This window comes from Thalassoroseus pseudoceratinae, from assembly GCF_011634775.1.
Classification (GTDB): Bacteria; Planctomycetota; Planctomycetia; order Planctomycetales; family Planctomycetaceae; genus Thalassoroseus; species Thalassoroseus pseudoceratinae.
This window is the reverse complement of sequence record NZ_JAALXT010000005.1, coordinates 317,579-330,384: the sequence shown is the minus strand read 5'-3', so window position 1 is coordinate 330,384 and position 12,806 is coordinate 317,579. Positions and strand designations below refer to the sequence as shown.

The following is a 12,806-nucleotide window of genomic DNA, read 5'->3' as shown; positions in this document are numbered from 1 at the left end:
CAGAATCCAGGGGACATATGTTTTAGTATCAAATAGGGTTGTCGTCCGGGGGTGGTGGACTTAAGTTCCAGTGTTTACATGAGATACGGAATATCTCATCGAATGGATGTTGCGGCAGCCTTTGAAATTGTTGTTTTTTTTCAACATGTTGGTCGGGGTTGATGGGGCTTTCGGATCAAAATCCGTAAGGATTAGTACCCCGATTGGTACAATCCTTGAAACCGGTGTGCTCGGAATGGAATGAGCATCAACTGCCCTGGAATGGGAGTGACAGATTAGCGATCAATTAGCTCGCTGACCGGGTGGTGTTTCTCCACGCCGGTGAGACGGAAGTCGAGACCGCGAGAACGGAAGGTCAGATTCTCGTGATTGAGGCCAAGGAGTTGAAGAATCGTGGCTTGCACATCGTGCATGTGGACGGGACGTTCGACGGGGTGAAAACCGAGTTCGTCGGTTCGGCCGATTGTGATTCCTGGTTTCACACCGCCACCAGCGAACCACATCGTGAACGCTTGCGGGTGGTGATCGCGTCCCTGTTTGCGTCCGAGAGCGGCGGAGGCTTCGACCATCGGCGTGCGTCCAAATTCGCCGCCCCACACGACAAGCGTGTCCTCTAACAACCCACGTCGATCGAGGTCGCGAATGAGTGCCGCCGAGGCTTGATCGGTTTGTTGAGCCTGCCTGCGGACACCGCCCTCCACGTTGCTGTGATGATCCCACCCCCCGTGGTATACCTGCACAAATCGAACGCCCCGTTCCACCAATCGACGAGCGAGCAGGCAATTGTTTGCGTACGCTGCTTTGCCGTCCGTCGGGTTCGCACCGTATTCGTTGAGCGTGGCTTGTGTTTCTTGAGTGAAATCGACGAGATCCGGGGCTTCGGTCTGCATACGGAACGCCATTTCGTAGGCGTTGATGCGGGTTCGGATTTCTGGATCGCCGACCGCATCGAGTTGCGTTTGATTCAGCTTTCCGACAAGGTCGAGTGTGTCTCGCTGGGCTTTTCGGTCGTATCCATTGGGGGTGGAGATGTGCAAAATCGGATCGCCTTGGCTGCGAAACGGAACACCCGCGTGAACGCCCGGCAGAAACCCGTTGCTCCACAATGCAGCTCCCCCACTCACAGTGCCGCCACCCTTGAGCACTACAAACGCGGGCAGATTCTCAGTCTCGCTACCGAGTCCGTAACTCAGCCACGAACCCATCGCCGGCCGACCGGGAATTCCGCTGCCGGTGTTCACAAATAGTTGAGCCGGCGCGTGATTGAACAAATCGGTGTGCACGGACTTCACGAACGCAATGCGATCCACCACCGTCGCCAAATGCGGCAACATTTCCGAGAGTTCCGCGCCCGATTCACCGTGTTTCGCGAATTGGAATCGTGGTCCGAGCACGGCGGCGTCTGGTTGAATGAAGGCGTAGCGTTGTCCTTCGATCACGGACGGCGGAATCGGTTGCCCTTCCAACTCGGCCAACTTCGGTTTGTGGTCGAACAACTCCAATTGACTGGGAGCCCCCACCATAAACAAGTAGATCACTCGTTTCGCTTTCGGGGCGAAGTGCGGTGGTTTGGCATTTGTCGGGCCGGCGGTCGTGGAGTTTGCCATCAACGACGCCAGCGCGAGTTGGCCAATACCCACGCCGCAATTGCTTAGAAAGTGCCGACGGTCAAGAGTTTTCTGAAGTTCGGAAAGCGTTGGACTCATGACTTTGTAATCACCTCATCGAGATTCATAACGGCTCGGGCCACCATCATCCATGCTGCGATTTCTGGCGTGGCTTGGGGATCGGCTGCGATACTGGCGGCATCGAGTTCACCTCGCTGCAGCCGTGCCAATTGCTGGGCGTAATAGTCGAGCAACAATTGCAATTCCGCATCCGTTGGCGGTCGTGTGAGGAGCCGTCGAAAGATTCGTGTCGCGGCGTCATGTGGCGACTGCGGATGAGTGCGAACAACCTCACGCCCAAGTGCCCGAGAAAGTTCGAGGAACATCTCGTCATTCAGTAACGTGAGAGCTTGCAACGGCGTGTTGCTGCGGTCGCGTCGAGCAAGACACGTTTCCCCGGACGGGGCATCGAAGACCGCATTCGCCGCGAACGGAGCGGTTCGTTTGAGGAACGTGTACAGCGAACGTCGATAACGATCATCGCCCTGTGACGGTGTCCAACTGGTATTTCCATACGCTAAAGCCGTCACGCTGTTCGGTTGCGGTGGGTACACGCTTGGGCCGCCCATCTTCGATGACAACCTCCCGCTGGCTTGCAACATGATGTCACGAACCGTTTCCGCTCGCACACGGAATCGCGGACCACGAGCGAGCAGACGATTGCCAGGATCGCGTTCCTGCATTTCGCGGGTGAGTTCGGACGCCTGCCGATACGTCGCACTGGTGACGATCAACCGATGCAACCGCTTGCGGGACCATCCCCCATCGACAAACTCGCGAGCCAACCAATCGAGCAATTCCGGGTGAGTTGGCGGTTCGGATTGTGTGCCGAAGTCGCCGTTGGTTCGCATCAAACCCGCACCGAAAAACTCCCGCCAATCACGATTGACCGTCACCCGTGATGCCAATGGGTTGCGATCGCTGACCAACCATCGGGCCAGCGACAATCGGTCATTCGGCTGATTGCCGGAGTTCTCTGCAAAGATGCTCGGCACGCCCGGCGAGACCGGTTCACGGGGCGAGAGATATTCTCCACGATGATGCCGATGCGTTGCGCGTGGATTTTCGGGATCGCGTTCTTGCATCACGAGCGTGACCGGCAAATCCGGCAACTGCTTTCGCAAAGTATCAATTGGTTTGCGAGCGTCTGCCAGGAGTGGTGTTTCGCGAAGAAATTGTTGACGAAGCATTTGACGGTCGTGAACCGTCCAAGTCGTTGGATCGTTGGCTAGAATTCGCTCGACATCAACGGGCAGCGTTTTGGCTTGGACATCGTGAGTGTCGGTGGTGGCGGAGATTCGAAATCGTCCCAGACTCGCGGCGAAATGGCGTTCAAAGAGCATTTGGATTTCGAGTGTTCCGCTGGGATTCCATGGTTCCTCGAAAATCAGCACCAGTTGATGCGGTTCCCCTTCACCGCCGGAGGTTGACCATCCAGTTGAGCCTTCGCCGTCGATGACGTTCGCCGCATCCGCCGATCCGCTGCCGACACTGATCTTGCCATAACTATGCGACGCGGAACCGAACGCAATCGGTTGGCCATCGCTTTGAGCCGTCACTTCACTGAGAAAGAAATCGCCCTTGCGGCCTTCGTAATACGCCCGACCAGGACCTCGAGCCGGCAGTCGCTCGTCCGGCAAGACCTCCAAACGCAATGCGATGATCGGTTGGTCAAAACCTTTGAGATCGAACGCCAACTGGAACACATCCCGTTTGGTGATATCACCGGTTGAGAGAATGGAACCATCGTCGAGTTGTTCAAGCTTCGGCAGATTTGTCCGCATGGAACTCGGTAGAAGCACGGTCCAATCGGTCGCGGTTTGACGTTCTTGTTCTATCCATGTTTCGAGAGCCTGTTGCAGACTCATTTTTTCAGAGGGAAATTCCGTTGCCAGTTTCGATTCCAACTTGTCGATGCGGTTCTGAATGGTTTGCCTTCGTTCGACAATTCGCGAGATCGGCACGGCAAGATCGGGTTCGTCGGCATTGTTGAGTAACGCCATGAAACGGTAGTAATCGGTGTGAGTGATGGGATCGTATTTGTGGGTGTGACACTGAGCACACCCGAGCGTCAGTCCCATCCACACGGTTCCCGTGGTCGCCACACGATCGACCATTGCATAGAACCGAAACTCCAACGGATCGATCCCGCCTTCCTCGTTGAGCATTGTTTGCCGATGAAACCCGGTGGCGATCCGTTGGTCGGTCGTTGGGTTTTGTAGCATGTCACCGGCGAGTTGTTCGATCGTAAACTGATCGAACGGCTTATCGGCGTTGAGAGCCTCGATGACCCAATTCCGATAAGGCCAAACCGAACGTGGGCGGTCTTTTTCGTATCCGTTCGTGTCGGCGTATCGCGCCAAATCCAACCAGGGACGCGTCCAGTGCTCACCGTATCTTGGCGAAGCGAGCAATCGGTCCACGAGTCGCTCATACGCGGACGGATCGGCGTCGTTCACGAACGCATCCGCTTCGGCCGGTGTTGGGGGAAGACCGATCAAATCAAGATACACCCGTCGCACGAGCGTGTAGCGATCAGCTGCAGGCGATGGCGAAAGTTCGTTCGTCAATAACCGGTTGAGTACGAATCGGTCGATTGGATTGCGTGACCACGCCTGCCAACGGGGATTGTCGATCTCCGGAACATCAGGTCGGACCGGCGGAACGAAAGCCCAATGTTGCTCGTACTTGGCACCGGAGGCGATCCACTCGCGAAGAATGTTTCGCTCTTTGACGGTCAGCGGTTCGCCAGCTTCGGGCGGCGGCATCCGCAGGAATTCATCGTCCGAATTGATGCGGTCAAGAAGTTCACTCGCGTCGGGTTGATGCGGGGTGATCGCACCTGCGGCGACCGCATGATCCCGCAGGTCCAATCGCAAGTCGGCCTCGCGGGCTTCTTCATCGGGACCATGACACGCGAAACACTTCGCTGCCAACAGCGGACGAACATCGGCATTGAAAGAAGGGGTCTCCGCCCCACTTAGGACGGAAACCGAAAAGCCGAGAAAGAAAGCAATTGTCGTCGGAATGCGGTTGTGGATCATGCTCCCATTATGAGCATGATCGGCATCGACAGCAATCCGGTGTTACTTCGCGAAGTCTTCGTACTGCTTGGCCAATTCCGATCGTGACGGGGCTTCACCCTTTGTTACGCGGAATCGGAATTTCAGCGTTTTAGTGTCGCCATCAGCAATTTTGAATTTCGGGAAAGGACCAAAACGGCCGTAATCCCGGTACGCCGACCAAATTGCACCTTTGGGATTCGATGGATGGTTCATGTGTTGAACCGTCCAGGTTTGATCGCCAATGCGAAACGTACATGCGACCCACGGGAGATCCTTGTGCTTCTTGGGGTCGATGTCATCTTCGTGGAACGTGTACTTGGCCGATTTGTTGTCGGCGACTTTCTGCGACGGGCGGAACTGCACGCCGGCGTGTTCGGGGTCGCCGTCGAGTGTCGAGTCGCCATTCACAGCGGTGAGATTACTGACGAAATCAATCACGGCGTACGCCTCGGGCGAGTGAACTACCTGATAAGTTCGTTGTTCTTTGATCAGCGGTTTGCCATCGGTGCCGATCCAGTCGATCTTGCTGGTGATGGTTCCGCCGTCTTCGTCACCTTGGGTGGTCACAAAGTCCTGATGCTTTTGTTCGGTATTGCGAACGTGCCACAAGTCGTGCCGTTTGCCGCCATGATCGATGCGGTTCCAACCGATGAAGATTCCGCGGTGATGCGGGAATTTTCCGCCCGGTCCCTTGGTGATAGTTTCGTCTCCGCCGGGAGCCATCACGTGGGCGAAGACCTTGGCGGTGTCGAACGTGCGTTCGGGACTTGAGGTATCACGGACGAACACGTACCGCACCAGGGGGTTACCATTCGGACCCACAATGTCGGCGTGTTTTCCATCTTCCACAACGACTTTGTAAGCGTCGTCGGCATGGGCAAACCGAGCGGTCAGCACACAGCACACAAGGCTGGCGGCGAAAAACGTAAGTTGACGGTACACAGGAATAACTCCGTGGAGACTTGAGGATGAAAAATGGCGTTTGAACCACAATTGGAACCACAAACCGTAACGGGTGTCACTCAAATTATCCAGGCGGACGCGTCGCGTGAAGACGTACGACCGCGGACGTTCAGAAATCAACTTCTGATAATTTGTGGGATGCTTTCGGAAAGGCTAGGAGAAGTGACGGGGAAACCGTAAACTGTTTCCCCCTGGAACACTTGAGTTCCACGTAGACGCTCTACAACCGATGTTTTGTGCTCAGCGTAGTGACCAAACGATACACCTGAGTCAATTGCGGAGGGAAACGCGTTGCTACTGACAATTAGCCTCGGCATACTCTTGACGGCCGGTTTGATCGGTGGAGTGATTGCCGGTTGGATTGGAACTCCAAGGGTCACGCTGTTTATCGTCATGGGCCTATTGCTTGGGCCATCCGCACTTGATTGGATTCCCCACGAGCATTTGCACGAATTAGAACCGGTGCTGAATTTGGCATTGGCCATTGTGTTGATGCAAATTGGCAGTCGCTTCACCCTGGTGTCCTTTCGACGCATCATGAAGGCCGCCGTGCCGCTTTCATTGGGCGAGATCGTTTGTACTTTTGGACTGGTCGCGCTAGGGACGTATCTCATCGGCGAATCGCCCGAAGCGGCTCTGCTGCTCGGTGGGTTGGCGTTGGCAACCGCTCCAGCGACCACCATTGTCGTCCTGCAAGACTACGACTCCGACGGCCCCGTAACAGCCTACACGTATTTGCTGGTTGCGTTGAATAACTTCGTTGCGATTGTGGCGTTTGAAGTTCTGTTCGTGGCGGCGAACATGATTGGCGGTCGTGGAAATGTCGATATGGGCAGTCGACTGCAATGGCTCGCGATCGACTTGGTTGGTTCGGTCACGCTGGGAACTGTGGCAGGGATCGTGGTCAGTTTGGCCGAGACTCGGGTGGCCGAGCGAAAACGGAATCTGGCCGTATTCGCGGCGGCGTTGTTGCTGCTGGGGCTTTGCGAGAAAACCGGCATGCCCTACCTGTTGGCCTTCCTGGCGATGGGCGTTTCATTGGCCAATACGTCGCCGCGAGCCAAAGAAATTGTCGCGGGATTGTCGCCGATTTCGTCCTTGCTCTATGTGTTGTTCTTTGTGTCCGCCGGTGCGGAACTGAACCTGATGGCTCTCAAAGCGGTCGGCGCGATTGGAGCCACCTACATCGTGATGCGATGTCTTGGCAAATATCTCGGCGTGCGGGCGGTGGCCTGGATGCGGGGCGAACCGCAGTCGGTGCAAAATTGGCTGGGAGCCACGCTCATCGCGCAAGCCGGTGCCGCGATTGGATTAGTTCAAGTTGCCGCCGCTCGTGATCCCGAACTCGGCGATCATTTGAAGACGATTGTTGTGGGAACCGTGGTGTTCTTCGAAGTCGTCGGTCCGTTGTTGACACGCTGGGCGATCGTGCGGGCCGGGGAAGTTCCGGTCGCTCATTTGGTGCATCCAGACCGACCCAGCTGGCGGGAGTCGATGACCAATTTGATCCGGCATTTCCGGCGTTCCCTGGGGCAAGACCCACTCGCGAAGCGTCAGCAAGGCGAATTGAAGGTTCACGACTTGATGCGGCAGAACGTCAAGTCGATTCCTTCATCGGCCGATTTTCTGCAAGTGCTCGATTTTATCGAGCATAGCCGGGATCTCGTTTACCCTGTGGTGAACAACGATTGCGATGTCGTCGGGACAATTCGTTATCGGGATATTCGCTCGAACCTGTTCGATCCCGCAGTCGCTTCATTGGTGCGAGCAGAGGACTTGTGCATTCCCCCGCGTTCGCAGTTGTTGCCGGAACAGTCGATCGACGATGCCCTGCGTGCATTCGAGAAGAACCCTGATGGTGTCATTCTCGTGGTTGCTTCAGTAGACGTTCCGACACTCGTCGGGTTGATTGAACGTCGCGACGTCGTGCGATTCGCGAAACGCCACCTTTCCGACAGCTCTGGCCGCAATGAGAATTCCGGACATTGAACCGGAATTCGATCAACTTCAGGCGGTCTTGGGAACGAGTGAGTACGTTTTCAGGGAGCCATCGGCGTGTGCAATGACGGCGGTTTGGTGGTGTTGCGTGAGATCCATTCCGCGGGCGGCAGACTTGAGATCATGCGTGTGAAACGGCTGATCTTGACCAACTTCCCAGTACCAAATCGCTCCTTTGCCAGTGCGGTTCGCTCCGCAGCCCATCACGAAACCGGCGGGGTGAAATCGTCCGCCCCAGGCGATTCCCTGAAAGTTCTTGGCGACTTTCATCGGTTTAAGTTCGTCGGTGTTCAGGTCGAGACTAACGAGAATGGGGTCTTGAACTCCAGCAAACGCGTTCTTCACATTCGTGATGCCGGTACACAAAAGACGCTCGCCGGCAGGATCGAATTGCAGGTCACGTGGGCCCCCCATGTCGGCGGCAAAGACTTTGTCATAGCCGGTCATCACCTTCACCGGAATCGTTTTTTTCTCGGCGTGTTTTTCGATGTCCCAAATCTTCACGTTGCCGAGCAGGTCTTGAGACGCGAGTTCCGCGCGTTGTGGATGAAACACGACCGCATACGGATACCGCTCATGACCGGCAAACTCCGCGATGGGCGTGCCGTCAGCCTGCCAAAGTTTGATTAGCAAGTCGTTGCCACACGTGATGAGTTGGCTGCCGTCAGGACTGAACCGCACCCAGCGACACGACCCCTGATGGGCTTGCACCGTGCGGATCGGTTTCGTGCTTGCGTCGGATGTTCGCCACCAACACAGCCGCCCTCGCCAGTCGGCCGCGACGATGGTTTCATCGTCCGGTGAGATGTCGATACACCGCACCCAACTTTGCGGCCCTTCCAGTGTGGTTTTCTCGCCGGTTTGCAGGTTCCAACGGTGCACGAAGAAATCTTCCGCACCCGCGAATGCGAATCGGGCTTGCGAGTCAACTCGGCAAGTCGTCAGCGGACGATCATGCTTGAACGATTGCAGTTCACGAGTTTGCTTGGGACGCACAGATGGCTCGGCGATTGCAGGTCGCGACTGAGCGATGGCGGGTTGATTCGTCATAATGTGACACCCCAAAACGGCAACAATTGTGGAGGAAAGTGTGTCCTGGCTTCGGAAGCCGTGCGAAGTCTTGGCGACAAATTTCGATTACGCCAACAGTTCTTTGATTGGATCGGCAGCGGGATCACCGATTGGAATCGATCGGCCGGGCACATCATGATCGGCGGCGGTATCCAACCCAAGTGCCGAGAAATAAGTGTGGAAGAGATGTCCCGCGTCAACTTCCCGATCGGCCACGGCGGTGCCTTCTGCGTTCGTTTTTCCCACGACCGCACCCGGCACGATACCACACCCCCCGAGCGCCACCGACCAAGCGGTTCCCCAGTGATCCCGACCGTAACGAACATTGATTTTCGGCGTGCGGCCGAACTCCGAATAGACCATGACCAACGTGTGTTCCAGCATTCCCCGATTAGCCAGATCGTTCAGGAGTGTGGCAAACGGGCGGTCAAATTCGCCGAGTTGTTCGAGGTGGAAGTTGAAGTTCTCGGCGTGCGTGTCGTATCCATGATGGGACACCTTCACACACGTCACGCCCTCTTCCAGCAGCGTGCGAGCGAGCACACAGTTCTTAGCGAATTCATGTCGACCGTAGCGTTCGAGGTCCGTGGCGCTCGGCTCCGCCACAAACACGTCACGTCGCTTGACCATTCGTTGAGCTTGCTCGAACGAGGCGTTATAAGCTTCGATTTCCGCTTTCCGACGTCCGCTGGCGAACCGGTCGTTCATGGCGAGTCGCAGTTGTTGCCGACGTTGTTCGGCACTGTTGTCGATGCCTTTCGGCAGAGTGAGATTGTCCGGCGCTTTGGCTCCAGAAAGCTTCAACTGAGAATATCGCGCTCCGAGAAACGCCGCCGATTGGTCCCGGAGTCCGCGGGTGGAAATGGTGATAAACTTCGGTAACTGTGAGTCCTCAGGGCCGAGGTACTTCGCCGCCACCGAACCGACATACGGGTAGTCCCCCGCACGGCGGCCTTTCTCCATGAACATCCGACCTTGCCCGTGGTCGTTGATTTTGATGTTCACGCTTCGCACGATCGACAAATGATGCATTTGCCGAGCGGTTTCCGGCAGCAGTTCGGAAATGTGCACGCCGGGCACAGACGTGGGAATCGCACCAAACGGACCGCCGTACTTCGTGCCGGGTTTCGGGTCCCATGATTCCAATTGACTAACGCCGCCCTGCAGAAAGACCTGCAACACCTGTTTGTGCTTTTGCTCGATTTGCTCACCAGCCAACGCGGGGATGGCTTGCCCGGCACCAGCCACCGTGCCCGCCAATGCGGAACCAGCGAGGAAGCTTCGGCGAGACAGTTGATGATCGAGGGGCTGGCATCCGGTGTTGCGTCGCATAGCGGAGCTCCAATGGGCGGGAGATTTGGTCCGGAAGGTCAGTGGTTGAGTCGAAATTCAGCGGAGGTCATGGTAGCCCACACGAGTTCTTGAATCGCATTGAGCCGTTCTTGCGGATGGTTTTCGATGGCCTCGGCCACCCAGCGGATTTCTTCGTCGGTGGGGAATCGAGAAAACATGCTCAGGAACAACTCTTCCGCCATCGCGGAAACGTCCTTCGTTTTCTCCAGCCGATCGACGAGGGTTCCGGTCCGTGGGGAAAGCCAATTTTGCGAAGTCGCCGCGTTCATCAGGAACAACGCTTGTTCGGCGGTGGCATCGAAACCGGCCGTCGGTGACTTCGGAGCAAAGGTTTTCACCAGTACACCCGCCTGAGAACCGAGCAACTTGCGAAGTTCGGTTGCTGCGTTTGACTTGTTCTTCTTGGCCTGTTCGCTGGCTTTGGTGTGTTGAGTCGCCGACATACCCACCGCTTCCAGGGTCGACCAAGCGAGTTGTTCCGGCGTCAGGGGTTCTAACTCCGCGATGGCCATCGGTTGCAAACTGTCCATCGGCACGTTTTCCGGCAACTTGCTTGATCGCTGATAGACTTCCGACAACGCGATTTCTCGGATCATCAAACGGATATTATAACCATTGTGATGAAGCTCATCCGCGAGCAGATCGAGGAGTTTCGGGTTTGTCGGCGGGTTCTCACTGTGGTGCATGTCGAGCGGTTCCACCAATCCGCGACCGAGCATCATTGCCCACAACCGATTCGCGAAATTCTGTCGAAATGCGACGTTTGCCGGGTCGGTGATCGCGTCGCTGAGTTGCCGACGACGGCTATACTTCGGCACGCCCCCGGCGGTCTTGCTAGGTTTAACTTGGTACGGTTCCTTCTCCGTTTCGGGTTCGGTGATGGGCGGAAGATCGAGGATTCGCGGGCCAGTCTCACCCTTTTCGTTTGTGAAAACCGAGGCGAACGTCGTTTTACCTTCCGCTTTCTCAGCGATGATGTTGCGTTTCTTCTTTTTGTCATTGAACACATACGATCGGCTCACAAAAGCCGAGAGGCCGAAATAATGCCGCTGCAAATAGTCGACGACAATTGGATGGTCGTGACACTGGGCACATTGCATGTCGCGACCGAGCAAAATCCGTCCCAAATCGCGGGTAACGAGGTCGGAGTCCAACTTCCGCACGAGCAGAAATTTCGCTGCCGGTCGCGTGGCTTCGTCGGTGCCATCTGCTGACAAAATTGTGCGAACGATCTGGTCCAACGGCGTGTTCTGTTCAAACTGCTTGTGCAGCCAGTTCCGCCATTCGGCATTCGTGACGTAATTCCCGGTACGGCGTTCGTTCAGCATGACATCAAACGTGTCAACCAAATGCCAAGTGTGCCGGGGATCAGCCAGCAGACGGTCGACAAGGTTTTGCCGACGTGTAGGTGACGCGTCTTCCAGGAATGCACGGGCTTCTTCGACGCTCGGGATGACACCAACCAAATCCAGGTAGATTCGCCGAAGGAATTCGGCATCATTGCAGCGTTGCCCTGTGGTTGGGGAATCCGAGTTAGCCACACCGCTGAGGCGATCGATTCGCAAGTGCAACGGTTTCTGTGCAGTTGCCGGTGATGGAGAGTCCGCAAAGAGCGTGGAAATCGATCCCAGGAGAATCGCGGCGACTGGCAGGAACGGCGAGGAATTCATCCGGAAATCCCAGCGTGAGAGGTGGTAGGAGTTGAAATCCGCCCGGTCTGGACGGATCAACATTCAGTTATGTTACCAGGCCCCATGCTCAAATTTCCAGATCGAACCGGCAGGGAATCGGAAAACTTATCGTTTTTCTTTGATGGATTCCAATTGTTCCCGAAGAACACGGACTTCCTCACGGAGATCGCGGAGTTGCTCCATGACTTCACGAAGTTCGCCGTTCTCATGGTGTTGGCGATGCTCGTGAAGTTCCCGCTCGGTGGCTTCGGCTCGTTCCTTGACGTGTTCGGCGATTTCCCCCAGACCCGCGTGTTCCAAATGTTCGATGGCCGCACGCATGTGGTCCAACCGCTTTTCCGGCGGACCGAGTTCACGATGTTCCGTATGTTTGTGGTGAGAAGTCAATTCTTCCAGTTCTTCGCGGACTCGCATGATTTCGCGCTGAATGTCTTCAGCTCGCTCTTTGTCGCGGGATTCCGCCGCTTCACGTTGTTCGATCGCCATCCGCTCGAGATGTTCGCGAAGTTCGTTGATCCTGGTCGGATGATGCTGACGATGCTTTTCGCGAGAAGTTAACTTCCGAATCTCGCCCTGGATACGATGGATTTCACGTTCCACTCGCTCTGCGAGTTCCCCATCTTCCGCCTCGGTTGCCGCGCGACGTTCACGGTGCAATCGTTCGAGTTGTCGATGAAAGTCACGCACTTGGGGATTTTCGTGGTCACGGTGCTGCAAATGTTCCGCCTCATGCACCAACCGCTCGGCTTGCTCCCGATGATGGGACGCCTCTCGAAACTTGCCACGCTCTCGGAGTTCGGCGGCTTCACGTTGCAGTTGCTCCGCCTTTTCTCGCAATTCGTCGGCTTCCGATGCCCACATCACTCCGGCCGTCGCCAACAGTAACCCGGCGAATAGTATTGCCATCCCGCGTGTCATCGATTCGCTCCTTGATCGGAAAGTCGGAAGAAACCAGTCTCAGTGTGCCACGGCTCACAGAGCCGTGGCACACTTTGCTT

Annotated in this window: 8 protein-coding genes; 1 reads left to right on the top strand and 7 read right to left on the bottom strand. The window is 56.2% G+C overall.

Annotated elements, in window-relative coordinates:
• Positions 1 to 275: 275 nt before the first annotated feature.
• From G6R38_RS19080 to G6R38_RS19070, 3 genes are read right to left on the bottom strand one after another with little or no spacing between them, the layout of a single operon-like run.
• Positions 276 to 1,706 (bottom strand): DUF1501 domain-containing protein, encoded by a 1,431-nt coding sequence (locus tag G6R38_RS19080; RefSeq protein WP_166829985.1) that lies wholly within the window; start codon positions 1,704 to 1,706, stop codon positions 276 to 278.
• Positions 1,703 to 4,711, bottom strand: a complete 3,009-nt coding sequence (locus tag G6R38_RS19075; protein ID WP_166829982.1) for a PSD1 and planctomycete cytochrome C domain-containing protein — start codon at positions 4,709 to 4,711, stop codon at positions 1,703 to 1,705. The genes G6R38_RS19080 and G6R38_RS19075 overlap by 4 nt, the downstream gene beginning before the upstream one ends.
• Positions 4,712 to 4,753: 42 nt before the next feature.
• On the bottom strand, positions 4,754 to 5,674 hold the full coding sequence (locus G6R38_RS19070; RefSeq protein ID WP_166829979.1) for a DUF6807 family protein: 921 nt from the start codon (positions 5,672 to 5,674) through the stop codon (positions 4,754 to 4,756).
• A 312-nt stretch (positions 5,675 to 5,986) separates the two neighbouring features.
• Here G6R38_RS19070 and G6R38_RS19065 point away from each other — a divergent pair, with 312 nt between their 5' ends.
• Positions 5,987 to 7,684, top strand: a complete 1,698-nt coding sequence (locus G6R38_RS19065; RefSeq protein WP_166829976.1) for a cation:proton antiporter domain-containing protein — start codon at positions 5,987 to 5,989, stop codon at positions 7,682 to 7,684.
• Between the two features lie 18 nt (positions 7,685 to 7,702).
• Here G6R38_RS19065 and G6R38_RS19060 read toward each other — a convergent pair whose 3' ends face one another.
• From G6R38_RS19060 to G6R38_RS19045, 4 genes are all read right to left on the bottom strand, one after another.
• Positions 7,703 to 8,743, bottom strand: a complete 1,041-nt coding sequence (locus G6R38_RS19060; RefSeq protein WP_166829956.1) for a WD40 repeat domain-containing protein — start codon at positions 8,741 to 8,743, stop codon at positions 7,703 to 7,705.
• Between the two features lie 87 nt (positions 8,744 to 8,830).
• On the bottom strand, positions 8,831 to 10,096 hold the full coding sequence (locus tag G6R38_RS19055; RefSeq protein WP_166829953.1) for a DUF1501 domain-containing protein: 1,266 nt from the start codon (positions 10,094 to 10,096) through the stop codon (positions 8,831 to 8,833).
• Positions 10,097 to 10,134: 38 nt separating this feature from the next.
• On the bottom strand, positions 10,135 to 11,787 hold the full coding sequence (locus tag G6R38_RS19050) for a DUF1549 domain-containing protein (protein ID WP_166829950.1): 1,653 nt from the start codon (positions 11,785 to 11,787) through the stop codon (positions 10,135 to 10,137).
• A gap of 126 nt (positions 11,788 to 11,913) precedes the next feature.
• Positions 11,914 to 12,726, bottom strand: a complete 813-nt coding sequence (locus G6R38_RS19045; protein WP_166829947.1) for a hypothetical protein — start codon at positions 12,724 to 12,726, stop codon at positions 11,914 to 11,916.
• Between the last annotated feature and the right edge of the window lie 80 nt (positions 12,727 to 12,806).